Raw genomic sequence first — 23,980 nt, forward strand, 5'->3', positions numbered from 1 at the left:
CTCCTTATGTACCGATTAGTGATGTGACCATTCAATGCTGTTCAGATCCACGCCCTGCTTAAACATTTCCCACAGTGGAGAAAGGTCGCGCAGACGGCCGATGGAATTGCGAACCAGCTTGATGGTGTAGTCAATCTCTTCTTCGGTAGTGAAACGACCTAAAGAGAAACGGATAGAGCTGTGTGCCAGCTCGTCAGTCATACCCAGCGCGCGCAGCACGTAGGATGGCTCCAGGCTTGCAGACGTACAGGCAGAACCGGAAGAAACCGCCAGGTCTTTCAGGGCCATGATCAGCGATTCGCCTTCAACGTAGTTAAAGCTCACGTTGAGGATGTTCGGTGCGCCCTGCTCGAGATCGCCGTTCAGATACACTTCTTCCATATCTTTCACGCCGTCCCACAGACGGTTACGCAGCGTACGCAGGCGTGCCATCTCGGTTTCCATCTCTTCTTTCGCAATGCGGTACGCTTCGCCCATGCCCACGATCTGGTGAACAGGCAGGGTACCGGAACGCATGCCGCGCTCGTGACCGCCGCCGTGCATCTGTGCTTCGATGCGGATACGTGGCTTACGACGAACGTACAGTGCGCCGATGCCTTTCGGGCCATAGATTTTGTGGCCGGAGAAGGACATCAGGTCCACTTTCAGCTGGCTCAGGTCGATAGGCAGTTTGCCCACGCTCTGGGTCGCGTCCACGTGGTAGATGATACCGCGCGCGCGGCACATTTCACCGATGGTCGCGATGTCCTGTACCACGCCGATTTCGTTGTTGACGTGCATGATGGAAACCAGAATGGTGTCATCACGCATGGCCGCTTCGAGCTCTTTCAGGTCAATAATGCCGTTGCTCTGTGGCGCCAGATAAGTGACTTCAAACCCTTCACGCTCGAGCTGACGGCAGGTGTCCAGCACGGCTTTGTGTTCGGTTTTGCTGGTGATGATGTGCTTGCCTTTTTTCTGATAAAAGTTGGCTGCACCTTTGATCGCCAGGTTGTCGGATTCGGTCGCACCGGAGGTGAAAACAATCTCACGCGGGTCGGCACCCACCAGGTCAGCAATCTGATTACGGGCGATATCAACCGCCTCTTCAGCATGCCAGCCAAAACGGTGTGAACGGGAAGCTGGGTTACCAAAGTTTCCGTCCAGGGTCAGACACTGCATCATTTTCTCGGCAACACGCGGGTCCACCGGCGTGGTTGCGGAGTAGTCGAGATAAATCGGTAATTTCATTGCTCTATAAACTCCGTACATCGCTTCAATGCAAGGAATCAGGCAACCGGCTGGATGTACGACCGAGTACACGGGGCATGTTTTTGCCCCGGCCTGATTCTGAAATACTTATCGTTTTATTACGCGCGTAATTTGACGTCGATAGCGTCCTGCGCGCGAGTGCTGCGTTGGGAATCATGGCTATGCTGACGACCGGAAACGTCCAGAACTTCCTGGTTATTCACCAGTTCACCGAGGGTGATGTTGTTCAGGAAGCCGGTCAGACGGTCGCTCAGATCGCGCCACAGCGCGTGGGTCAGGCACTTATCGCCCCCCTGGCAGCCGCCTTTACCCTGGCAACGGGTCGCGTCAACGGATTCGTCTACGGCGCTAATCACTTCGCCGACTGCAATACTGCCCGCGTCTTTACCGAGCAGATAACCGCCGCCCGGACCACGAACGCTGGAAACCAGTCCATTTTTACGCAGTCTGGAGAACAGCTGTTCAAGATAAGAGAGGGAGATCCCTTGTCGTTCAGAAATATCAGCCAACGGAACCGGGCCCGCTTCGGAGTTGAGCGCAACGTCCAGCATCGCGGTTACGGCATAACGCCCTTTAGATGTCAGTCTCATGTCTTACTTAACCTCAAACTCGCCCCTGCCCGGGGTTTTTTATAGTAAAATGGGGTATTGCATAGCAGGGCCAAGTCTGACATTCCTGACTAAAATGGTCAACTATTTACTTGACTGTTTTAGTCAGGTATTTAACCTTCTGTGCCGTTTTACCTGGGTGCGGCCTGATGCCCTCACCCCGCCCCTCTCCCACAGGGAGAGGGAGAAAACAAACCGGCACTACTCTTTATTCTTCTGCTCAATCGACGCCAGAATGCCGCGCAGGATGTTCAGCTCCTGGCTTTCCGGACGGGCGCGGGTAAACAGACGACGCAGTTTGTTCATCACCTGCCCCGGGTGGCCTTCACGGATAAATCCGGTAGAGAGCAGGGTCTGTTCCAGATGCCCATAGAAGCGCTCCAGATGGTCCACCAGCGGATACGCCGTCTCTTCCTTCGGTTCTGCCGCGTTCTCCTGCGTCGCCAGCCAGGCCATACGCACTTCGTAAGCGATAACCTGCACCGCCATCGCCAGGTTCAGCGAGCTGTATTCCGGGTTCGCCGCAATGGCGACGTGATAGTGGCATTTCTGCAGTTCGTCGTTGGTCAGGCCAACGCGCTCGCGGCCAAACACCAGCGCAACCGGCGCCTGTTCCGCTTCCGAGACACTTTTCAGGCCGCATTCGCGCGGATCGAGCATGGGCCACGGCAGCGTACGTGAGCGCGCGCTCGTCCCCACCACCAGGCTGCAACCGGCCAGGGCTTCATCGAGCGTGTCCACGATCTGTGCATTGCCGATCACATCGCTGGCACCGGCCGCCAGAGCAATCGCCTGCGAGTCAGGTTTCACCAGCGGGTTCACGAGCCAGAGATTGGTTAAGCCCATGGTTTTCATAGCGCGGGCAACAGAGCCCATGTTGCCGGTGTGCGATGTTTCGACCAGCACGATTCGAATGTTTTGCAGCATAATTTTTAATGTCTGAATTCAGTGTCTGAAGAATATTCGGGCATATTATCATAAACGGGAGACATAATCCGATCCCGCTGCTATACTCTGCGCCGATTTTCCTGTTCTTTAACATCCAGTGAGAGAGACCGATGCATCCGATGCTGACCATCGCCGTGCGCGCAGCGCGCAAGGCGGGTAATGTAATTGCCAAACACTACGAAACGCCAGACTCCGTAGAAACCAGCCAGAAAGGCAGCAATGATTTCGTGACTAACGTCGATAAAGCCGCAGAAGCGATTATTATCGAAACGATCCGCAAATCTTACCCACAGCACACCATCATCACCGAAGAAAGCGGTGAACATGAAGGTACCGATCAGGATGTTCAATGGGTTATCGATCCACTGGATGGCACCACCAACTTCGTTAAACGCCTGCCCCACTTCTCTGTGTCTATCGCCGTACGCATTAAAGGCCGTACTGAAGTCGCCGTTGTTTACGATCCAATGCGTAACGAACTGTTCACCGCGACCCGCGGTCAGGGCGCACAGCTGAACGGCTACCGTCTGCGCTGCAGCAATGCCCGCGATCTGGATGGCACCATCCTGGCAACCGGTTTCCCGTTCAAGGCGAAACAGCACGCGACCACCTATATGAATATCCTCGGCAAACTGTTCACCGAATGCGCGGACTTCCGTCGCACTGGTTCTGCCGCGCTGGATCTGGCCTATGTGGCAACCGGTCGCGTTGACGGTTACTTCGAACTCTCACTGAAGCCATGGGATTTTGCAGCGGGCGAGCTGATCGCACGTGAAGCTGGCGCGATCGTGTGTGATTTCACCGGCGGCCATAACTATATGTCTACCGGCAACATCGTTGCAGGTAACCCACGCGTTGTTAAAGCCATGCTGGCAAACATGCGTGATGAGCTGAGCGATGCGCTGAAGCGTTAATGCCGAAAATGCCCTCTCCCACAGGGAGAGGGCATCAGGCCGCCCCCTTTTAAAAAGGCCGCAATCCCCTTCCTACCGGCACGGCGCTCATCCACATCGTCACCGCCGCCACCAGCAGAATCACGCCTCCCGCCAGCGCAAGCGTTGTCCACCCTATCTGTCGCCACAGCACCGGCGTTTTACTGCCGCTGAGTTTTACCGCCAGCTGACGAAAGCTGTGAACCAGCAGAGCCAGCGACGAAATCGTCAATGACGTCCCGGCCGCCATGGCCAGCGCAGACAACATGCCCCAGCCGAACACGCCAATCACTTTACTGAACAGCAACACCATGATGGCTCCCGAACACGGGCGCATGCCCATCGAGAACACAATCATCAACCGCGCGCGCCAGTCGTCGCCGCTCTGCAGCTGTTCCTGCGTGGGCAGATGCTGATGACCGCAGCCGCAGTGGGCATCATGAACATGATGCGGGGTAAAGGATTTGAATGTCGGCTTTTTCAGCAGCGCGCGCAGTTTTTTTAACGCCCGCCAGCAGAGGATCAGCCCCAGCACGCCCACCAGCGCATAGCTCCCCTTCTCCAGCCAGAAACTGCTCATGTGCAACTGGCGCGCGGGAAGCTGCAACAGCGAAAGAACCACCACCACCAGCCCGATAGCCACGCCTCCCTGCAGCAGCGAAGAGGCCAGCGTCAGACCGATGCTCGATTTAAGCTTCGACGGATGGGTGGCAAGCCAGGTGGTGATGACGATTTTGCCATGCCCCGGCCCCAGCGCGTGCAGAACGCCATAGAGAAAACTGAACGCCAGCAGGGATCCGCCCGCTTTCGTTGGGTTTTCTGCCACCGCTTTCAGTAACCCGCTCATCTGCTGGTTAACCTCACGCTGCCAGACAATGCTTTTCATCATTACCTGCGGCCAGGCCTGCCATAGCCACAGCGCGCCGCACACCGCGAACAGCAAAAAGAGGGCCAGCGGCCAAAGATGTAGCCAGCGGCGTGGTTTTCGAAGAGGAGAAGCAATCACTGACATTGTAAGGTCACCTCCTGCGCGAACTGTTTGCCCAGCGCCATGTCCTCAGGTGGGGCATCTTCTTTGTCGAGCGAAATCGCAAAGTTACGCGTCTCTTCGCTGGGGTTCGGGGTGTGAACAGAGAGTTTGCAGTTTTTTTGCAGCGCGGCAGGCAGCTGTACGTCGCTCTCTTTGGCGTAACTCATGTCGACGTAGTAGGTGGGATCAAAGGTCGAAAAGGTATATTTTTGCCCGGCCAGCGGCTGGGGATGCGCCAGCGGAAGCACAAACGTCAGTACCGCCTGATGCCCGTCACGCGTCATACCGTATTCCGTGGGACGGTTCAGAAATTTGACCTTTTGCCCGTTATGCCAGAACTCAGTGAAGTAGTGCTGGCCGAGCACGTTGGCCATCACTTCCGCTGCCAATTTTTTCCAGATCTCATCGCCGGGTTTTGCGTTACCCGCATCATAGAGCAGGTCAGCCGAGGTGATCTCATCCATCGTCCAGCGCATTTTCAGGCCGCTCAGCTGCGTGCCGTCGGTGACCAGCTCGGTTTTAAGGCCAATAAAACTGTGAGGGTGTGCGCTGGCAGTGAAGCCGATCGCCGCCAAAAATAACGTCATCGCGCATTGTTTAACTGTTTGCATCAATTCCTCACGTCAAAAATTCTGTGATGTTCCCCAGCAATCCTGAGTGAAAGGCCTGCCGGCGCGCTTTTCAGCGCCCATCCTTTAGCTATTCTTATCAAACATTCACACTGGATACCCGACAGATGATGACGACGCTTGAAATTCCATCTGTGCTTTCCAGTTCGCAGCGCCGCTGCCAGGTGCTTTTGATGCTTTACCTGCCCGATGCTGCCGTCACCGCACAGAGCATAATCGCTGCCAACGGCGTGGACGACGCGATGGCACGGCAAGATATAGCCGAGACGCGCGATGAAATCCAGCGCTATCACCGGCTGGATATCGTCACGCACCAGGACGGCAGTTACCGGCTTGAAGGCACAGCCCTGAATCAGCGCTTATGCCTGCTGCACTGGTTGCGCCGGGCGCTGCGGCTTTGCCCGCAGTTTGTCTCGCACCAGTTTACCCCTGCATTAAAAACCGCGCTTAAACAGCACGGCATTGCCCGGCCGCTTTACGACGACGCGAACCTGCGGGCGCTGATCAACTTCTGTTCGCGCAAGCTCCAGCGCCAGTTTGAATGCCGCGACGTGCAGTTTTTACAGCTCTATCTGCAATACTGCCTTATTCAGCATCAGCTGGGAAACACGCCCCAGTTTTCCCATTCTCAGCGCAGCTGGACCCAGTCGAGAGGGGAGTATTTCACGGCGCAGGAGATCGTGCGGCACTGGAAACGGCGCGTCCCGCAGGGGGCTCACGGGGATGAACAGCTGTTTCTGGCGCTGTTGTTTATGATGCTCCGCACGCCCGATCCGGTGCTCGATAAACACCAGCAGGATCAACGTTTGCGCCGGGCCATCGTGCGCATGGTGGCCCGTTTCCGCTCACAGACCGGGATGAACTTCAGCGATGAGCAAGGCCTGACCGATCAGCTCTATATCCATCTTGCACAGGCGCTGGACCGTTCGCTGTTTGAGATCGGTATCGACAATAGCCTGCCGGAGGAGATCCACCGTCTCTACCCTCGCCTGTTACGCACCACCAAAGAAGCGCTGTTTGAGCTGGAAGCGGAGTTTGGGCTGCGTTTTTCCGATGAAGAGATGAGCCTTGTTGCGGTGATTTTCGGTGCCTGGCTGATGCAGGAGACCGATCTGCACGAAAAGCAGGTGATCCTGCTGACGGGTGACGATAAAACCAGTGAGGATCGGATTGAACAGCAGCTTCGCGAGCTAACGCTGCTGCCGCTCAACATTCGCTACCTGACGCTGCAGGCGTTTCAGAAAGAGGGGGCGCCGCGCGAAGCTGCGCTGGTTATCACCCCCTACCCGACTGCCCTGCCCCTGTTCTCACCGCCGCTCATTCATGCCGTTGAGACACTGAACGCACAGCAGCAAGAGCATATTCGCGCGATGCTGGAATCATAGCGGCGCGCGAGGGGCCACTTTAGGGCGAATAACCATAGCAGGTAAGGCCACCAGCGCCATGACCCAGAAGACACCGTGCCCCAGGTGCTGATAGAGGAACCCCGCAAAGACCGTCATGATCGCGATACTGCCTCCCATCGCGACCGCTGAATACACCGCCTGCAGGCGAATAACGTCCCCGCCTTCGCGCGCCGCGATATAGCGCATCGCCGCCAGATGACAGACGGTAAACGTGCCGCAGTGAAGAATTTGTGCCACAATCAGCCACGGCAGATCGGTCGTCCAGCCCATAATGCCCCAGCGCGCCACCCCGCACACGGCGGAAAGCAGCAGCAGATCACGCGCGCCAAAGCGGCGGAACAGCTTTTTGCTCAGGGCGAAAATCACAACTTCGGCCACCACCCCCAGCGACCACAGATAGCCCACGGCAGAGGCCGAATATCCTGCGCCTTGCCAGTAAATGGCGCTGAACCCATAGTACGCTGCGTGTGCCCCCTGAAGCAGACAGACGCACGCCAGAAAACGCCAGCTTTGTGCAACCAGACTCCGCCACGCGGGCCAGCCTGCGCTCTCCTGATGGCGGCTTTCTCCCTGAGGCATTACCGATGGTCGCAGCAGCATGCCCAGCAGCATCGAGGCAATACCGATGCTCAACAGAGCAAGAATGGCACGGTAGTCGTAAAGGCTGACCAGTTTACCCACCAGCGCCGAGCCAATCACAAACGCAATGGAGCCCCACAGGCGTACGCGACCGTAGTCCATGGTGATCTGCTTTTGCCAGGTGTTCGCCAGCGCGTCCGTCAGGGGCACCAGCGGCGAGAAGAACAGGTTAAAGCCAACCATCACCACCATCAGCCAGGCAAACTGGTGGTTGAACCAGAAGCAGGCCACAAAGACCAGGGTCAGCAGAGCCAGAATGCGCACGGCCTTGATCAGTAAGGAGGGATCGCTCACGCGCGGGGCAATCAGCAGGCTGCCGAGGAAACGCGCCACCAGTCCGGCCCCCAGCAGGACTCCAATGGTCTCGGGCGTCAGGCCGATCCCCTTGAGCCAGACGCTCCAGAAAGGCAGAAAAATACCGTAGCTAAAGAAATAGGTGAAATAGCTGAGCGCCAGCCAGCGCGTGGAATGCAAGACCATGAATCCCTCCCGAAATCGAGGCCATAGTCTGGCGAGAATATAAAAATTAAGCAAGTCGATAGCCTGCTATAAATTAACGAAAAAATAACATTTTGTGCAGTCGTCTGGCTTATGGCAGGGAATGAAAATGTGTATTACGTTTAAATTACTCCACTTGCAGAGGTATTTCTGCCATGAACTCACTTCGCTATCTCGATTTCGGTCAGTCACGTCATCTGCTGCTGCTGATTGGGCGCATCGCGCTTGTCGTACTGTTTATTATCTTTGGTTACCCAAAACTGACAGGGTTTAGCGGGACCGTACAATACATGACCTCGCTGGGTACGCCGATGCCCATGCTGGCGGCCATTATTGCAGTAGTCATGGAAGTGCCTGCCGCGATCCTGATTGTGCTGGGCTTTTTCACCCGTCCTCTCGCCGTGCTGTTTGTGTTCTATACGCTGGGTACGGCGATTATTGGCCACCATTACTGGGATATGACCGGTGATGCGGTCGTACCGAATATGATTAATTTCTACAAGAACGTCAGTATTGCGGGAGCCTTTATATTGCTGGCGATTGTGGGTCCCGGCGCCATCTCCCTCGACCGGCGTTAAGCCATAAAAAAAGGCCGCAAGCGCGGCCTTTTTTATTTCTGCGAAGCAGAGGAATTATGCGTAAACCGGGAAGCGTGCGCAGATATCCAGCACTTTACCTTTGACGCGCTCGATAACCGCTTCGTCATTGATGTTGTCCAGAACGTCACACATCCAGCCAGCCAGCTCTTTCACTTCCGCTTCTTTAAAGCCGCGGCGAGTCACAGCCGGAGAACCGATACGGATACCGGAGGTCACAAACGGGCTCTTCGGATCGTTTGGCACGCTGTTTTTGTTCACGGTAATGTTGGCGCGGCCCAGGGCTGCGTCAGCTTCTTTACCGGTCAGGTTCTTATCAACCAGATCCAGCAGGAACAGGTGGTTTTCAGTACCGCCGGATACCACTTTGTAGCCACGGTTCAGGAACACTTCCACCATCGCTTTGGCGTTCTTCGCCACCTGCTGCTGGTAAACCTTGAACTCAGGCTCCATCGCTTCTTTCAGCGCGACCGCTTTTGCCGCGATAACGTGCATCAGCGGGCCGCCCTGCGCGCTTGGGAACACAGCGGAGTTCAGTTTTTTGTACAGCTCTTCATCACCGCCTTTCGCCAGGATCAGGCCACCGCGTGGACCTGCCAGGGTTTTGTGGGTGGTGGTGGTCACAACGTGAGCGTGTGGAACCGGGTTCGGGTAAACGCCCGCAGCAATCAGACCCGCAACGTGCGCCATGTCGACGAACAGGTAAGCACCGATGCTGTCTGCGATTTCACGCATTTTTGCCCAGTCAACGATACCGGAATAAGCAGAGAAACCACCGATGATCATCTTCGGCTTGTGCTCTTTAGCCTGCTTAGCCATGTCTTCGTAGTCAATTTTACCGGACTCATCAATACCGTAAGGGATGATGTTGTACAGTTTGCCGGAGAAGTTAACCGGGGAGCCGTGAGTCAGGTGGCCGCCCTGCGCCAGGTTCATACCCAGAACGGTGTCGCCCGGCTGCAGCAGCGCGGTATAGACCGCGAAGTTAGCCTGAGAGCCAGAGTGCGGCTGAACGTTTGCGTAGTCAGCGCCAAAAAGTGCTTTCGCGCGGTCGATAGCCAGCTGCTCTACGATATCAACGTACTCGCAACCGCCGTAGTAGCGCTTGCCCGGGTAACCTTCAGCGTATTTGTTGGTCAGCTGAGAACCCTGCGCCTGCATCACGCGCGGGCTGGTGTAGTTTTCGGAGGCGATCAGTTCGATGTGCTCTTCCTGACGTACTTTTTCCTGCTCCATAGCCTGCCACAGTTCGGCATCATAATCGGCAATGTTCATTTCACGCTTTAACATCCGCATCTCCTGACTCAGCTAACAAGTAAATTTTGGCCTGAAAAGGCAGTCCTGTTGGACGACGGGCAACAGTATAACTGATTAGTTCTGTGATAACAGGTCTTGACAAACGATTTTACGCAAACGTTTTCCTACCCGCCACGCAAGGGTTTGAGGAATAAAGATCTCGCGATTTCCAGCGGATTTCTTTTCAGGTTTGTGATGCATATTTTTCATCTTGCAAAGAACCATTTACAACGCAGGGGTATTTTTTATAAGATGCATTTAAAATACATCATTAAAGTAACATCAGAAGGACGCGCTCATGCTCGACGCTCAAACCATCGCTACCGTTAAAGCCACCATTCCCCTGCTGGTCGAAACCGGCCCCAAACTGACCGCCCATTTCTACGATCGCATGTTCACGCACAACCCGGAGCTCAAAGAGATTTTCAACATGAGCAACCAGCGTAACGGCGATCAACGCGAAGCCCTGTTCAATGCCATTGCGGCCTACGCCAGCAACATTGAAAACCTGGCGGCGCTGCTGCCTGCGGTGGAGAAAATTGCGCAGAAACATACCAGCTTCCAGATCCAACCCGAGCAGTACAATATTGTGGGCGCTCACCTGCTGGCAACGCTGGACGAGATGTTCAGCCCGGGTCAGGAGGTTCTGGACGCGTGGGGCAAAGCCTACGGCGTGCTGGCCAATGTGTTTATCAACCGTGAAGCACAGATTTACAACGAAAACGCGAGTAAGAAAGGCGGCTGGGAAGGCACCCGCGCGTTCCGCATCGTTGAGAAAACGCCGCGCAGCGCTTTAATCACCAGCTTCGAATTTGAACCGGTAGACGGTCAGCCGGTAGCGGATTATCAGCCAGGGCAGTATCTGGGCTTATGGCTCAAGCCTGAAGGTTTCCCGCACCAGGAGATCCGCCAGTATTCCCTCACCCGCAAGCCCAACGGCAAAACCTATCGCATTGCGGTGAAGCGCGAGGACGGCGGACAGGTATCCACCTGGCTGCACAACGACGCTAACGTGGGTGACGTGGTCCATCTGGCCGCGCCGGCGGGTGACTTCTTTATGACAGTTGAACCGACTACCCCGGTCACGCTGATCTCCGCTGGGGTGGGACAAACGCCAATGCTGGCGATGCTGGATACACTGGCGGCGTCAAAACACGCAGCCCAGGTAAACTGGTTCCATGCCGCCGAGAACGGTGACGTGCATGCGTTTGCTGATGAAGTGAAAACCCTGGCAGCGAGCCTGCCCCACTTTACCGCCCACACCTGGTATCGTCAGCCAACGGAAGCTGACCGCGCGGCCGCTCGCTTTGACAGCGAAGGTCTGATGAATTTGAGCCAGCATGAAGGCGCATTCAGCGCGCCGGATATGCAGTTCTACGTCTGCGGGCCGGTGGCGTTTATGCAGTATGCCGCGAAGCAGCTGGTCGAGCTGGGGATAAATAAAGACAACATTCATTACGAATGTTTCGGGCCGCATAAGGTGCTGTAATGCAAAAAGCCCCTCTAAAGAGGGGCTTTTTTTTTCGCCGGATGAAACCCGGCCTGGCAACGTTTTAAATCGCCGCGTCGTCTTCTTCGCCGGTACGGATACGGATCACGCGCGCCACGTCAAAGACGAAGATTTTACCGTCGCCAATTTTGCCGGTCTGCGCCGTGCGGATAATGGTATCCACACAGGTGTCCACGATATCGTCGCTCACCACGATTTCAATTTTCACTTTCGGCAGAAAGTCCACCATGTACTCTGCGCCACGGTAAAGCTCGGTGTGGCCTTTCTGACGACCAAAACCTTTCACTTCCGTCACGGTCATCCCGGTGATGCCGACTTCCGCCAGCGCTTCACGTACATCATCCAGTTTGAAAGGTTTAATAATCGCATCAATCTTTTTCATGGTGGGTCCTTAAACTCTTGCCTGTAAGCTGCTTCGTAATCGGTTGCTCACAGTACCATACGGCATTACTCTTTAAAATCGTTTGCTTCCAGCTCATGGCGTGACAGCAGTTTATAAAACTCGGTGCGGTTGCGTCCGGCCATGCGCGCCGCGTGGGTCACGTTGCCTTTGGTGATCTGCAATAGCTTGCGCAGATAGTTCAACTCGAACTGATTCCGCGCTTCGGCAAAGGTCGGCAGCGCCGTGTTTTCCCCTTCCAGTGCCTGCTCCACCAGCGCGTCGCTGATCACCGGTGACGAGGTCAGCGCCACGCACTGCTCAATCACGTTGACCAGCTGGCGCACGTTACCCGGCCAGCTTGCGGCCATCAGCCGCTTCATCGCATCGGTGGAAAACGCGCGCACGAAGGGTTTGTGACGATCGGCCGCCTGGCGCAAAAGATGATTCGCCAGCAGCGGAATGTCTTCCGCTCGCTCGGCCAGTGCGGGGATCTTCAGATTGACCACGTTCAGACGGTAGTAGAGATCTTCACGAAACTCGTTGCGGGCCATCACCTTCGGCAAATCCCGGTGCGTGGCGGAAATGATACGCACATTAATGTCGATGTCGCGGTTGCTGCCCAGCGGGCGAACTTTCCGCTCCTGCAACACGCGCAGCAGTTTGACCTGCAGCGGCGCGGGCATGTCACCAATCTCGTCGAGGAAAAGGGTGCCACCTTCCGCTGCCTGAAACAGCCCTTCCCGGCTACTGACCGCGCCGGTGAATGCGCCGCGGGCATGGCCAAACAGTTCAGATTCGAGCAGCTGTTCCGGGAGCGCGCCACAGTTGATCGCAATAAAGGCATTTTTGCTGCGCGGGCTGGCGTTATGGATCGCCTGCGCCAGGATCTCTTTCCCGGTTCCGCTCTGGCCGTTAATCAGCACGCTGACGTCTGACTGTGCCACCATTCGGGCCTGTTCGAGCAAACGCAGCATAATCGGGCTGCGGGTGACGATAGACTCCCGCCACGCTTCATCTCCCGCCGGAGCGGCATGTTCCAGCGCGCTGTCGATCGCCTTATAAAGCGCGTCTTTGTCCACCGGCTTGGTCAGGAAGCTGAATACCCCCTGCTGGGTCGCCGCAACCGCATCCGGGATCGAGCCGTGCGCCGTCAGGATAATCACGGGCATACCCGGTTGCTGCTTCTGGATCTCCGCGAATAGCTGCATGCCGTCCATTTCGTCCATCCGCAGGTCGCTTATCACCAGATCAATTTTCTCGCGGCTGAGAATTTTCAGCCCCTCGATCCCGCTTTCCGCGGTCACCACGCTGTAGCCTTCACTCACCAGACGCATCCCCAGCAGCTTTAACAGCCCGGGATCGTCATCCACCAGTAAGAGATGGGCTGGTTTACGGCTCGTCATGCTTCACATCCTCTTGTTTCGGCGTATCGCTGTCCGGTACAGCGGATGAACTTCCCGGCTGATATTTACGCGACGAGAGCTGTCTTTCGATATCGGTCAGGTTTTCCAGCTTACGTGTCGTGGTATCCAGTTGCGTACGCAAATGCTGCTGCTGCTGACGCAACGTATCAAGCTCGCTGTCGGTGGACTGCTGCAACTTACTGTAGCGGGAGCGCTCTTCAGACAGCTGAAGTTGTAATGTCTGCCCATCACGCCAGAGCTGGTATACCGGGCGCACCTGTCCCGGCAGGTTGACCACCAGGGTGTCCAGTCGGGTCACGTTGGCGCGGCGTTCAACGGGGGTGATTTTGGCATCAGCCAGTAAAATGCCGCGCTTGAAAGCGTCCTGCCAGGTGTCGTCATCCAGCATCGCCGCTTTCGAGCGGGCCTCAACCGGCGCAAGACGCTGGGCGCAATCTATACCACGCAGCCAGAACAGCGGGTTGCTTTCGACGTCGTGGCCTGACAGGTTCCAGATATCGTCGCAGCGGGTTGAGAGAAAATCTGCCAGCTGGTTATCTGGCCATTTATCTTCTTGTTTACCGCTAATCGCACTTTGCGGCACATGAGAAACACAGCCTGCCAGCACTAAACAGGGCAAGCCCAGGCGAAACGTGTTGCGGGAAAACACCGCGCGTATGGCGCGGAAAAAGACGTGTGACATACTCACCAGACATAGATTCATTTTATTGATTTTTCCGGCTCAGGGGCAGTTCGATACGGAAGCAAACATCGGAACGTGCGTCCGTGGCAATGTTTAGCTCACCCTGCATGCGTCGTATACAGTCCCGGGCGATGCTTAAGCCCAGACCGCTGCCTTTCACCGCGCCTTTCCGCTGATGACTTCCCTGGAAAAAGGGTTCGAAGATCATGGTTTTTTCGTCATCAGGGATCGGGGTGCCGGTATTTGCGACGTCAATAAACACCCGTGAACCATTCGTATAGCTTCGGATATAAATGTTACCGGATTCAGTACCATAGTGCACCGCATTGGAGTAAAGATTATCCAGAACGCTCATCAGCAGCATGGGTTCAGCCAGGCACGCCGGCGCATTAAGTTCTACGTCGGTATGCATCATTTTAGCTCTTGCTGGCAAGCTATGGGCGGAGATCACCATATCCACCAGCGGCTCAATCTCGACATCTTCCAGTACAACCGCCCCATCCGCCAGCTTGCGGTTGTAATCCAGCAACTGCTCAATCAGCTTTTGCAGATTGCGGCTGCTGTTATCCAGGATCTCGACAATTTCTTTCTGTTCAGAAGTGAGGGGCCCTGCCACTTCGTCCGCCAGCAGCTCAGTCCCTTCACGCATGCTGGCGAGCGGCGTTTTAAGCTCATGAGAGATATGGCGCAGGAACTGATGACGCTGTGATTCAAGCCACGCCAGGCGCTCGGACAGCCAGATAATGCGCTGGCCCACGGAGCGTAGCTCGCGCGGGCCTTTAAAGGCGACCGTATCCCCAAGCGATTTCCCCTCCCCGAGGCGGTTGATCATACGCTGGATGCCCTTTACCGGGCCGATGATCATGCGGGTAAAGAGCAGTACCAGCCCAAGACTCACCAGGAATAGCACCAGCGCCTGCCAGCCAAAAAACTGGCCGCGCTCGGCAATCTCCTGCTGGAGTTGCTGGCCGCGAGAGAAAATGACCGTGCGCGTTGACTGCACCATCTCGGTGTTGGCGGTGGCAAAGGCTTCAAGACGTGCGGCGGCGGCGGCATCCGGCCCGCTATTGTGGCACTGCAGCTGAGCAAGATCGTTCAAATCCTGACGTAACGCCTGATACAGCTTGTCATCAGGCAGTACCCCCGCGTGCGCGTCCAGCATTTCGCTGTAGCGTTTACGCTGACTCTGATAAACCTTTTCCAGGGTCCGATCGTCAAGCACGCAATACTGGCGGTAGCTTCGCTCCATCTCCAGCGCGGCGTTGGTCATCGCCTCGCTGCGTCGGGCGTCGATGAGCGTCGTACGGTTGGTCAATGCCGCCTGCGCACTCAGCGCGTTCAGACTTTGCCAGGCCTGCCAGGCCAGGATTAGCAGCGGCAGCAGGATCAGCAGGAAGGCCATCATGACGAGCTGTCGCAGGGAGCGGGGAAAAACGGGCCAGCGTTTCAACGCATTACTCTCTTAATGGGGGTTTACGCAGAGCGTAACTGAGTCTGCCCTTCAGATACAACAAAGCCGGGTAAAAACCCGGCTTTGTCATGGAATGAGGCGGTGCCTAACTCGACGTTTCGCCCTGGCCTGATAAAGCATCGCTATGATCAGTAGTTGGACGGCAGGCACCTTTTTGTGCGTCATTCGAAGTTTATGTAGCACGTCCCGAAGGGGCTGACATAAGAAGGTGAATGAGCCACTGGTTAATATTATGCAACACCCGTGCCAGAATGCAAAACAAAAAATTAACACATTGAAATATATGAATTTTACTCACTTATCCCGTTCGTTATCGGTTGAATAATTTCCAGGCTAAGTGTCGCCATTAAGCAACACCCTAACAGGAACCTTTCCTGTCATATATAAATCAACAAGTTAGATGTCTCCATTTAGAGACACCCCGATACGAGGATTGTCGCGATTTTGCGACAGGCACAAAAAAGCCCGGTAGCGCTCACGCTTACCGGGCCTGCAGGGAGTACGCTAAAACTTAACCCAGTTGTTTACGCGCATTGCGGAAGATACGCATCCACGGGCTGTCCTCGCCCCAGTTTTCCGGGTGCCAGGAGTTGCTCACGGTACGGAACACGCGCTCCGGGTGCGGCATCATGATGGTTGCACGGCCGCTCTCGCTGGTCACCGCCGTAATGCCGTTGACGGAACCGTTCGGGTTAGCCGGGTAGGTTTCCGTGACCTTGCCGAAGTTATCGACAAAGCGCAGCGCCACCAGGCCTTTGCTTTCAAGCTGGGCCAGATGCGCGGCATCACGCACTTCGACCTGACCTTCACCGTGGGAAACGGCGATTGGCATCTGCGAACCGACCATCCCCTGCAGCAGCAGAGACGGGCTCTGGGTCACTTCAACCAGGCTGAAGCGCGCTTCGAAGCGGTCAGACTGGTTACGCACAAAGCGCGGCCAGGCTTCACTTCCCGGGATCAGCTCACGCAGGTTAGACATCATCTGGCAGCCATTACACACGCCCAGCGCCAGGGTTTGCGGACGGTGGAAGAAGGTTTCGAACTCGTCACGCACGCGGCTGTTGAAGAGAATGGACTTCGCCCAACCCTCACCCGCGCCCAGCACGTCGCCGTAAGAGAAGCCGCCACACGCCACCAGCGCCTGGAAATCTGCCAGACCGGTGCGGCCCGCCAGCAGGTCGCTCATATGAACGTCGATAGCATCAAAGCCCGCACGGTGGAAGGCAGCGGCCATCTCAACGTGGGAGTTAACGCCCTGCTCGCGCAGCACGGCCACTTTTGGACGCGCCCCCGTCGCAATATACGGCGCAGCGATGTCTTCGTTAATGTCGAAAGAGAGCTTCACGTTCAGGCCTGGATCCTGGTCATTGGCTTTCGCGTTATGCTCCTGATCGGCGCATTCCGGGTTATCACGCAGGCGCTGCATCTGCCAGGTGGTTTCCGCCCACCACATACGCAGCGTGGTGCGGCTCTCGCTGAACACGGCGTGACCGTCTGCTTCAATGACGAAGCGGTCGCCCTGAACGGCTTTACCGAGATAGTGCACGCAGTCTGCCAGGCCGTGCTGCGCAAGGAGGGCTTCAACGGCGTCGCGATCTGCCGCACGCACCTGAATCACAGCACCCAGCTCTTCGTTGAACAGCGCCGCCAGATGGTCTTCGCCCAGCGTTGCGATGTTCGCTTCAACGCCACAGTGACCGGTAAAGGCCATCTCCGCCAGGGTGACCAGCAGGCCGCCGTCGGAACGGTCGTGGTAGGCCAGCAGCTTGCGCTGTGCCACCAGCGCCTGGATGGCATCATAGAAACCTTTCAACTGCGCCACGTCGCGCACGTCGGCAGGTTTATCGCCCAGCTGACGGTAAACCTGCGCCAGCGCGGTGGCACCCAGCGCGTTATGCCCTTTACCCAGGTCAATCAGCAGCAGGGCGTTGTCTTCGGTCAGGAGCTGTGGCGTCACGGTATGACGCACGTCTTCCACGCGCGCAAACGCGGAGATGATGAGCGACAGCGGAGAGGTGATCTCGCGCTGCTCGTTGCCTTCCTGCCAGCGGGTCTTCATCGACATGGAGTCTTTACCCACCGGAATGGTCAGCCCCAGCGCAGGACAGAGCTCTTCACCCACCGCTTTTACGGCTTCATACAGGCCCGCGTCTTCACCCGGGTGACCGGCTGCGGCCATCCAGTTTGCGGACAGTTTAATGCGTTTGATATCGCCAATCTGGGTCGCGGCAATGTTAGTCAGGGCTTCACCAACGGCCAGACGGGCAGAGGCGGCGAAGTCCAGCAGCGCGACCGGCGTACGTTCGCCCAGCGCCATCGCTTCACCGTAGTAGCTGTCGAGGCTTGCGGTGGTCACGGCGCAGTTCGCCACCGGGATCTGCCACGGCCCCACCATCTGATCGCGTGAGACCATACCGGTCACGGTACGGTCGCCGATGGTCACCAGGAAGGTTTTCTCAGCGACAGCCGGCAGGTGCAGGACGCGATTAACCGCTTCCGCCACGGTGATGCCCTGACGATCCAGCGCTTTGCCCGCCGCTTTACGGGTCTGCACGTCGCGGGTCATCTTCGGTGTTTTACCGAGCAGCACATCCAGCGGCAGATCGATCGGCTGGTTGTCGAAATGGGTGTCGCTCAGGGTCAGGTGCTTCTCTTCGGTTGCTTCACCGATGACGGCATACGGCGCACGCTCGCGGCGGCACAGCTCGTCAAACAGTGGCAGCTGATCTGCGGCAACCGCCAGAACATAACGTTCCTGAGATTCGTTACACCAGATTTCCAGCGGGCTCATCCCCGGCTCGTCGCTCAGGATATCGCGCAGGTTGAAACGACCGCCGCGACCGCCGTCGCTGACCAGCTCCGGCATGGCGTTAGAGAGACCGCCCGCGCCAACGTCATGAATAAAGAGGATCGGGTTCGCGTCGCCCAGCTGCCAGCAGCGGTCGATCACTTCCTGACAGCGGCGCTCCATTTCTGGGTTGTCGCGCTGAACGGAGGCAAAGTCGAGATCCGCGTCAGACTGACCGGAGGTCATTGAAGACGCCGCACCGCCGCCCAGGCCGATGTTCATCGCCGGCCCACCGAGCACGATCAGCTTCGCGCCAACGACGATCTCGCCTTTCTGCACGTGATCGGCACGAATGTTGCCGATCCCGCCCGCCAGCATGATCGGTTTATGGTAGCCACGCAGCTCTTCGCCGTTGTGGCTCTCCACTTTCTCTTCATAGGTACGGAAGTAACCGTTCAGGGCCGGACGACCAAATTCGTTGTTAAACGCCGCACCGCCCAGAGGGCCGTCGGTCATGATATCCAGCGCGGTAACGATGCGCTCCGGCTTGCCGAAATCTTCTTCCCATGGCTGCTCGAAGCCCGGAATACGGAGGTTGGAAACGGAGAAACCGACCAGGCCCGCTTTTGGTTTAGCACCGCGACCGGTCGCCCCTTCATCACGAATTTCACCGCCGGAACCGGTCGCCGCACCCGGCCACGGGGAGATCGCCGTCGGGTGGTTATGGGTTTCCACTTTCATCAGGATATGCGCAGGCTCCTGATGGAAGTCATAGCGCCCTGCTTCGCGATCGGCGAAGAAGCGGCCCACCTCGGAACCTTCCATCACCGCGGCGTTGTCTTTGTAGGCAGACAGCACGTGGTCAGGGGTTTTCTCCATGGTGTTTTTAATCATTTTGAACAGCGACTTCGGCTGCTGTTCGCCGTCGATAATCCAGTCGGCATTGAAAATCTTATGGCGGCAGTGCTCAGAGTTCGCCTGGGCAAACATGTAGAGTTCGATGTCGTTCGGGTTGCGGTTGAGCTTAACAAACGCGTCCTGCAGGTAGTCGATTTCGTCTTCTGCCAGCGCCAGGCCGAGACGCAGGTTGGCGTCAATCAGCGCCTGACGCCCTTGCCCCAGCAGGTCCACGCTCTGTACCGGCGCAGGCTGATGGTGGGAGAAGAGCTTCTGCGCGTCATCGAGAGAGGCAAACACGCTCTCCATCATGCGATCGTGCAGTTCAGCCGCAACCGCCTGCCACTGTGCGTCGCTCAGGGTTGACGCTTCCACATAGTACGCCACGCCGCGTTCCAGACGATTAATCTGGCTCAGACCACAGTTGTGGGCGATGTCGGTGGCTTTGGAAGACCAGGGGGAGATGGTGCCCGGACGAGGCGTCGCAAGGATCAGTTTGCCGGTTGGCGTATGGCTGCTCAGGCTTGGGCCATACTTGAGCAGGCGTTCCAGCTGTACGCGCTCCTCTGCATTCAGGGGGGCATTCAGGTCAGCAAAATGGACATACTCAGCGTAAATATTGCTTACCGGAAGGTCGGCCGCCTGGAAACGTGCCAGCAGTTTGTTGATACGGAAGGCAGACAGTGCAGGCGAACCACGCAGAATTTCCATCATAAGTCTCTCGTCTTCGAAGCGCCGGGGCGCTTACAGTGTGCGCAAGGGGGGAAAACGGGCGTCATTATAGAGAATCCTGAGCGCCGACGAAACCGTTTGCGTCGAAATAAAATCGACGTCGCCTTTTAACAATAGTTGTGACCTGTCTCTCTAATTGGTTGCCAAGTGGCGCAAGTTTACGCAAAATGCCGCTCATTCAATGGCAAACCTTATTGTTAACATGGCTACAGCAGACTGAGGCAACCGGCGTCGCAGAGAATTAACTAATTGAAAAAATTAAAGATTAATTATCTGCTCATCGGCATTGTGACGTTGCTGCTGGCAGTGGCCCTCTGGCCTTCCATCCCCTGGTTCGGTAAAGCCGAAAACCGTATCGCCGCCATTCAGGAGCGGGGGGAACTCCGCGTCAGTACCCTCAACTCTCCGCTGATTTACAGCGACATCAACGGCAAAATCATTGGTCTGGATTATGAACTGGCGCAACAGTTCGCCGGTTATCTTGGCGTGAAGCTTAAAATCACCGTCCGTCAGAATATCAACCAGCTGTTTGATGACCTCGACAACGACGATGCCGACATCCTCGCCGCCGGGCTGGTGTATAACAGCGAGCGCAGCAAGAACTATCAGCCGGGCCCGACCTACTACTCCGTTTCGCAACAGCTTGTCTATCGTGTCGGGAGCCAGCGTCCGCGCTCGCTGGCGTCGATTAACGATCGACAGCTGACGATTGCCCCAGGCCATGTGGTGATTGACGATCTGCGCGAACTCAAGGAGAAGAAATACCCGGACCTGAGCTGGACGGTGGAGGCGAAACTCGGCACGACGGAGCTGCTGGAGCAGGTTAAAGATCAGAAAGTGCCGTACACCATCGCCGATTCGGTCGCGATCAGCCTTTTCCAGCGCGTGCATCCTGAAATCGCCGTGGCGCTGGACGTCACCGACGAACAGCCGGTCACCTGGTTTACCCAGCTTGACAACGACCAGACCCTCTCTGTTGCGATGCTCGATTTCTTCAACACCATCAATGAAGACGGTACCCTGGCGCGTCTCGAAGAGAAGTACCTCGGCCATGGTGATGACTTTGACTACGTTGACACCCGCAGTTTCCTGCGCGCGGTAGACAGCGTCCTGCCGGACCTGCAACCGCTGTTCGAAAAATACGCCCAGGAAATTGACTGGAAACTGCTGGCGGCTATTTCGTATCAGGAATCCCACTGGGATACCCAGGCCACGTCTCCGACTGGCGTACGTGGTTTGATGATGTTAACCAAAAATACCGCGCTGAGCCTGGGCGTGAATGACCGTACCGATGCCGAGCAGAGCATCAGCGGCGGCGCGCGCTACCTGCAGGATATGATGGCTAAAGTACCGGAAACGGTGCCGGAAGAAGAGCGGATCTGGTTTGCGCTGGCGGCTTACAATATGGGCTACGCGCATATGCTGGATGCACGCACGTTGACGGCGAAAACCAAAGGTAACCCCGACAGTTGGTCAGACGTAAAACAGCGCCTGCCGCTGCTGAGCCAGAAGCCCTGGTATAACAAGCTGACATACGGTTACGCGCGCGGCCATGAAGCGTACGCCTACGTGGAAAATATCCGTAAATATCAGATTAGCCTGGTCGGATATCTGCTGGAGAAAGAGAAAGAGGCAACAGAGGCAAAACAGCTGGCAGAAAGTTACCCGGTCGTGGCGCCGGACGAGCTTAATCGTCCGAGCGCTTCAATTCTGCCTTTTGTTGCTTTTTCTGCTGACGACGCATTCGAAAGAAATCGCTTAATAGCGCCGAACACGCTGGTGCAAGTACCCCACCGATAGTCTTCACCTGGTGGTTCATTCCAGGATGACCCAGCACGTCCATCAGTGAACCGGCCGCACCGGTTTTTTCATCCCGCGCGCCAAAGACCAGGGTACCGATCCGGCTGTGTACCATCGCACCGGAACACATCACACACGGCTCAAGCGTGACATACAGCGTGGTATCAAGCAGACGATAGTTTTGCAGCACCAGACCGCCCTGGCGAAGCGCCATGATTTCGGCATGAGCGGTCGGATCGTGGCGTCCAATCGGGCGGTTCCACCCTTCGCCAATCACCTGATTGTTGTGAACCAGCACGGCGCCCACGGGCACTTCGCCTTCGTCCCAGGCACGCTGCGCGAGCGTAAGCGCGTGGCGCATCCAGTATTCATGACTGTATTCAGGGTTTGGCAACGGTTGATACTCCACTCGAAAAGCGGGCGGCATTATACACACCCCTTATGGATAAGACTATTCGAGTTGCTGAAGTTCGCCCGCGGGAGTGACGCGCCAGCGATGCTGGCAGAAATAGAGCAGCGGGTTGTCCTGTTTGCTGTCGCTGTAGCCGCTGTACAGGCGCAGCGGCGTACCGATGCGTTTCTCCAGTTGCACAACCTTTTCATGCCCCAGACAGCGCATGGTCAGCACCCAGCCGCCGTAACCCCGCGCTATTTGCGTGGCGATAAGGTTGACGCGGGGAAGCCAGGGGGTATCAAAATAGACCTGTTCCACCAGCGTCTGCGGCGAGCCGGTAATCAGCCAGATGTCGGCATCGTTGGCGTCGAGGTAACCGGTGAGGCGCGCCTGTACGACAGGAAACGCGGCGACATGGCCGCGAAACCAGTGGGCAAAATCCTGCTCAAGCTGTTTGAGCCGCGCTTCGCTGTGGCCAAACGTGCATCCCCAGAGCAGCAGGCTCATCGGCCATCGCGCGGCACGACCTTTCACCAGCAGCGCGATACCGATCACCGGTAAGAGCGGTAATACGAGCAGCGCATTCAAAGGCTGACGCCGCAGCAGGTAACGCATAAACGTGCCAAACATATCCTGCTGATGCAGCGTTCCATCCAGGTCAAAAAAGACAATGCGACGCGCGTGCTTTGCCAAACCTTACTCCTCTGGGTCGTTGAAGCCTAACAGCCAGGTAAACAGGAACCCGGCGATCACTGCTACTAAATAGCCTAACAGATAGAGCATGACTTTTCCGGTGACGATGGTTAACGCCAGCGGTAAACCGGAAAGTCCAAAGGTGATCACGGTGGCGACTTTCCAGTAGCTGATCAGCGCCCCGCCTACCGCACCGCCCAGACATGCAGCAAGGAACGGTTTGCCCAGCGGCAGCGTGACGCCAAAAATCAGCGGTTCGCCAATACCGAGCAGTCCGACCGGAAGAGCGCCCTTAATCACTTTTTTCAGACGTGCATTGCGGGTTTTCATCAGTACGGCAATCGCCGCGCCGACCTGCCCTACCCCCGCCATCGACAGAATAGGCAGCAGCGCGTTATAGCCATGCGCCTGAACCAGCTCGACGTGGATCGGTACCAGCCCCTGATGCAGGCCGGTCAGTACCAGCGGCAGGAAGGTACCTGACAGCACCGCCCCCACTAACAGGCCGCCACGGTCAATCGCCAGCGACGCACCGTGGGCAATGGCTTCAGAGATCCACCCGCCTAACGGCTGGAGAGCCACTACCGCGACGCTACCGGTAATGAGCGTGGTTAGCAGCGGGTTCAGGATAAGCTCGATGGAGCCCGGCAGAACCGCGCGAAGCCTTTTCTCGATCCAGCACATCAGGATGACCACCAGCAGCACCGCAATCACCCCGCCGCGCCCCGGCTGCAGCGCCTCACCGAACAGGGTTATCTGCGCCAGCTGCGGGCTGGACAAGATCCCCGCCATCACCCCACCCATGGCCAGCGAGCCGCCAAACACCTTCGCGGTATTGACCCCGACCAGAATGTTCATGATGGCAAACACCGCGCTGCCGAAGATCCCAAGGATACCCAACAGATTTGGATACTGCGTGGCGAAATCCCCCACAATATCCGGTCGCTTGAGGATATTGATGATCCCGGTGATCAGTCCCGAGGCAATAAACGCCGGGATCAGCGGAATAAAGACGTTTGCCAGCTGTCGCAGCGCATCGCTCATGGGGGCTTTGTATTTGGCCTTCGCCTGCGCTTTGGTGCGTTCAGCATCGTCCATCGACACGCTCGCCCCACCGCCCATCAGCGCACGCATGGCATCAACAACCTGCGCCGCTTTTCCCGGCCCGACGATAAGCTGATGTTGCTCACCCTGTTTTACGTAGCCGCTGACGCCGGAGAGTTGCTTCAGACGCGGCACATCAAGCTGGTCGTCGTTATGCACCTCGACGCGCACGCGCGTCATGCAGTTTTCGAGACGCTGAATATTTTTTTCCCCACCAATCCCCTGCAGGATATCGCTGGCGAGCGCTGCTGTTTTGTCCATACACGCCTC

The 23,980-nt window shown here is 56.8% G+C and carries 20 protein-coding genes; 5 read left to right on the forward strand and 15 right to left on the reverse strand.

The window, feature by feature from the left end; all coding sequences use genetic code 11:
• Nucleotides 1–15: 15 nt before the first annotated feature.
• From iscS to trmJ, 3 genes are all read right to left on the reverse strand, one after another.
• Nucleotides 16–1,230, reverse strand: coding sequence for a cysteine desulfurase (gene iscS / locus C5687_RS02740; protein WP_003860663.1), 1,215 nt, complete (start codon nt 1,228–1,230; stop codon nt 16–18).
• Between the two features lie 119 nt (nt 1,231–1,349).
• Nucleotides 1,350–1,841 carry a Fe-S cluster assembly transcriptional regulator IscR gene (gene iscR / locus C5687_RS02745; RefSeq protein ID WP_008502158.1) on the reverse strand — a complete coding sequence of 164 codons (492 nt, stop codon included), beginning with the start codon at nt 1,839–1,841 and terminating at the stop codon, nt 1,350–1,352.
• 219 nt (nt 1,842–2,060) lie between these two features.
• Nucleotides 2,061–2,786, reverse strand: a complete 726-nt coding sequence (gene trmJ, locus C5687_RS02750; protein WP_104556370.1) for a tRNA (cytosine(32)/uridine(32)-2'-O)-methyltransferase TrmJ — start codon at nt 2,784–2,786, stop codon at nt 2,061–2,063.
• 131 nt (nt 2,787–2,917) lie between these two features.
• Between trmJ and suhB the strand changes: the two genes are divergently transcribed.
• The gene (gene suhB, locus C5687_RS02755; protein ID WP_003860668.1) at nt 2,918–3,721 is read left to right on the forward strand and encodes an inositol-1-monophosphatase; all 804 of its coding nucleotides are present in this window, start codon (nt 2,918–2,920) and stop codon (nt 3,719–3,721) included.
• A gap of 49 nt (nt 3,722–3,770) precedes the next feature.
• Here the strand turns inward: suhB and C5687_RS02760 are convergent, their stop codons facing one another.
• The gene (locus tag C5687_RS02760) at nt 3,771–4,751 is read right to left on the reverse strand and encodes a nickel/cobalt transporter (protein ID WP_104556371.1); all 981 of its coding nucleotides are present in this window, start codon (nt 4,749–4,751) and stop codon (nt 3,771–3,773) included.
• Nucleotides 4,742–5,380: a DUF1007 family protein gene (locus C5687_RS02765; protein WP_094918376.1), complete on the reverse strand. Its 639-nt coding sequence runs from the start codon at nt 5,378–5,380 to the stop codon at nt 4,742–4,744. Before C5687_RS02765 ends, C5687_RS02760 begins: the two co-directional genes overlap by 10 nt.
• Before the next feature lie 125 nt (nt 5,381–5,505).
• On the opposite strand from C5687_RS02765, the gene csiE reads away from it, so the two are divergent.
• Nucleotides 5,506–6,783, forward strand: coding sequence for a stationary phase inducible protein CsiE (csiE, locus tag C5687_RS02770; RefSeq protein WP_045284598.1), 1,278 nt, complete (start codon nt 5,506–5,508; stop codon nt 6,781–6,783).
• On the opposite strand, the gene C5687_RS02775 is transcribed toward csiE, so the two are convergent.
• The gene (locus C5687_RS02775) at nt 6,778–7,923 is read right to left on the reverse strand and encodes a 3-phenylpropionate MFS transporter (protein ID WP_104556372.1); all 1,146 of its coding nucleotides are present in this window, start codon (nt 7,921–7,923) and stop codon (nt 6,778–6,780) included. The two genes, csiE and C5687_RS02775, sit on opposite strands and share 6 nt — an antisense overlap.
• A gap of 173 nt (nt 7,924–8,096) precedes the next feature.
• On the opposite strand from C5687_RS02775, the gene C5687_RS02780 reads away from it, so the two are divergent.
• Entirely contained in the window at nt 8,097–8,519 is a 423-nt protein-coding gene (locus tag C5687_RS02780; protein ID WP_023615984.1) for a DoxX family protein, read from the forward strand.
• Between the two features lie 54 nt (nt 8,520–8,573).
• Here C5687_RS02780 and glyA read toward each other — a convergent pair whose 3' ends face one another.
• Complete coding sequence (gene glyA / locus C5687_RS02785) at nt 8,574–9,827, reverse strand: serine hydroxymethyltransferase (protein WP_025757663.1); 1,254 nt, start codon at nt 9,825–9,827, stop codon at nt 8,574–8,576.
• A 304-nt stretch (nt 9,828–10,131) separates the two neighbouring features.
• Between glyA and hmpA the strand changes: the two genes are divergently transcribed.
• Nucleotides 10,132–11,322: an NO-inducible flavohemoprotein gene (gene hmpA, locus C5687_RS02790; RefSeq protein ID WP_104556373.1), complete on the forward strand. Its 1,191-nt coding sequence runs from the start codon at nt 10,132–10,134 to the stop codon at nt 11,320–11,322.
• Between the two features lie 64 nt (nt 11,323–11,386).
• Here the strand turns inward: hmpA and glnB are convergent, their stop codons facing one another.
• From glnB to purL, 5 genes are all read right to left on the reverse strand, one after another.
• Nucleotides 11,387–11,725 carry a nitrogen regulatory protein P-II gene (gene glnB, locus C5687_RS02795; RefSeq protein ID WP_003860685.1) on the reverse strand — a complete coding sequence of 113 codons (339 nt, stop codon included), beginning with the start codon at nt 11,723–11,725 and terminating at the stop codon, nt 11,387–11,389.
• Between the two features lie 65 nt (nt 11,726–11,790).
• Nucleotides 11,791–13,128 carry a two-component system response regulator GlrR gene (gene glrR / locus C5687_RS02800; protein WP_008502167.1) on the reverse strand — a complete coding sequence of 446 codons (1,338 nt, stop codon included), beginning with the start codon at nt 13,126–13,128 and terminating at the stop codon, nt 11,791–11,793.
• Nucleotides 13,115–13,852, reverse strand: a complete 738-nt coding sequence (gene qseG, locus C5687_RS02805; protein ID WP_025757659.1) for a two-component system QseEF-associated lipoprotein QseG — start codon at nt 13,850–13,852, stop codon at nt 13,115–13,117. Before qseG ends, glrR begins: the two co-directional genes overlap by 14 nt.
• 1 nt (nt 13,853) lies before the next feature.
• Entirely contained in the window at nt 13,854–15,281 is a 1,428-nt protein-coding gene (gene qseE, locus C5687_RS02810) for a two component system sensor histidine kinase QseE/GlrK (RefSeq protein ID WP_025757658.1), read from the reverse strand.
• Between the two features lie 532 nt (nt 15,282–15,813).
• Entirely contained in the window at nt 15,814–19,701 is a 3,888-nt protein-coding gene (gene purL / locus C5687_RS02815) for a phosphoribosylformylglycinamidine synthase (RefSeq protein WP_047959251.1), read from the reverse strand.
• Between the two features lie 267 nt (nt 19,702–19,968).
• On the opposite strand from purL, the gene mltF reads away from it, so the two are divergent.
• Entirely contained in the window at nt 19,969–21,519 is a 1,551-nt protein-coding gene (gene mltF / locus C5687_RS02825; protein ID WP_104556374.1) for a membrane-bound lytic murein transglycosylase MltF, read from the forward strand.
• On the opposite strand, the gene tadA is transcribed toward mltF, so the two are convergent.
• From tadA to C5687_RS02840, 3 genes are read right to left on the reverse strand one after another with little or no spacing between them, the layout of a single operon-like run.
• The gene (gene tadA, locus C5687_RS02830; protein ID WP_032672482.1) at nt 21,407–21,946 is read right to left on the reverse strand and encodes a tRNA adenosine(34) deaminase TadA; all 540 of its coding nucleotides are present in this window, start codon (nt 21,944–21,946) and stop codon (nt 21,407–21,409) included. The genes mltF and tadA overlap by 113 nt on opposite strands.
• A gap of 24 nt (nt 21,947–21,970) precedes the next feature.
• Nucleotides 21,971–22,606 (reverse strand): phosphatidylglycerophosphatase C, encoded by a 636-nt coding sequence (yfhb, locus tag C5687_RS02835; RefSeq protein WP_025757653.1) that lies wholly within the window; start codon nt 22,604–22,606, stop codon nt 21,971–21,973.
• Nucleotides 22,607–22,609: 3 nt separating this feature from the next.
• The gene (locus C5687_RS02840; RefSeq protein ID WP_104556375.1) at nt 22,610–23,971 is read right to left on the reverse strand and encodes a PTS transporter subunit EIIC; all 1,362 of its coding nucleotides are present in this window, start codon (nt 23,969–23,971) and stop codon (nt 22,610–22,612) included.
• Between the last annotated feature and the right edge of the window lie 9 nt (nt 23,972–23,980).

The organism is Enterobacter sichuanensis (assembly GCF_002939185.1).
Lineage (GTDB): Bacteria > Pseudomonadota > Gammaproteobacteria > Enterobacterales > Enterobacteriaceae > Enterobacter > Enterobacter sichuanensis.

Excerpts from the sequence above, each read along its gene's own strand:
- iscS (WP_003860663.1), bottom strand. The coding sequence starts at position 1,230 with ATGAAATTACCGATTTATCTCGACTACTCCGCAACCACGCCGGTGGAC.
- iscR (WP_008502158.1), bottom strand. The coding sequence starts at position 1,841 with ATGAGACTGACATCTAAAGGGCGTTATGCCGTAACCGCGATGCTGGAC.
- trmJ (WP_104556370.1), bottom strand. The coding sequence starts at position 2,786 with ATGCTGCAAAACATTCGAATCGTGCTGGTCGAAACATCGCACACCGGC.
- suhB (WP_003860668.1), top strand. The coding sequence starts at position 2,918 with ATGCATCCGATGCTGACCATCGCCGTGCGCGCAGCGCGCAAGGCGGGT.
- C5687_RS02760 (WP_104556371.1), bottom strand. The coding sequence starts at position 4,751 with ATGTCAGTGATTGCTTCTCCTCTTCGAAAACCACGCCGCTGGCTACAT.
- C5687_RS02765 (WP_094918376.1), bottom strand. The coding sequence starts at position 5,380 with ATGCAAACAGTTAAACAATGCGCGATGACGTTATTTTTGGCGGCGATC.
- csiE (WP_045284598.1), top strand. The coding sequence starts at position 5,506 with ATGATGACGACGCTTGAAATTCCATCTGTGCTTTCCAGTTCGCAGCGC.
- C5687_RS02775 (WP_104556372.1), bottom strand. The coding sequence starts at position 7,923 with ATGGTCTTGCATTCCACGCGCTGGCTGGCGCTCAGCTATTTCACCTAT.
- C5687_RS02780 (WP_023615984.1), top strand. The coding sequence starts at position 8,097 with ATGAACTCACTTCGCTATCTCGATTTCGGTCAGTCACGTCATCTGCTG.
- glyA (WP_025757663.1), bottom strand. The coding sequence starts at position 9,827 with ATGTTAAAGCGTGAAATGAACATTGCCGATTATGATGCCGAACTGTGG.
- hmpA (WP_104556373.1), top strand. The coding sequence starts at position 10,132 with ATGCTCGACGCTCAAACCATCGCTACCGTTAAAGCCACCATTCCCCTG.
- glnB (WP_003860685.1), bottom strand. The coding sequence starts at position 11,725 with ATGAAAAAGATTGATGCGATTATTAAACCTTTCAAACTGGATGATGTA.
- glrR (WP_008502167.1), bottom strand. The coding sequence starts at position 13,128 with ATGACGAGCCGTAAACCAGCCCATCTCTTACTGGTGGATGACGATCCC.
- qseG (WP_025757659.1), bottom strand. The coding sequence starts at position 13,852 with ATGAATCTATGTCTGGTGAGTATGTCACACGTCTTTTTCCGCGCCATA.
- purL (WP_047959251.1), bottom strand. The coding sequence starts at position 19,701 with ATGATGGAAATTCTGCGTGGTTCGCCTGCACTGTCTGCCTTCCGTATC.
- tadA (WP_032672482.1), bottom strand. The coding sequence starts at position 21,946 with ATGCCGCCCGCTTTTCGAGTGGAGTATCAACCGTTGCCAAACCCTGAA.
- C5687_RS02840 (WP_104556375.1), bottom strand. The coding sequence starts at position 23,971 with ATGGACAAAACAGCAGCGCTCGCCAGCGATATCCTGCAGGGGATTGGT.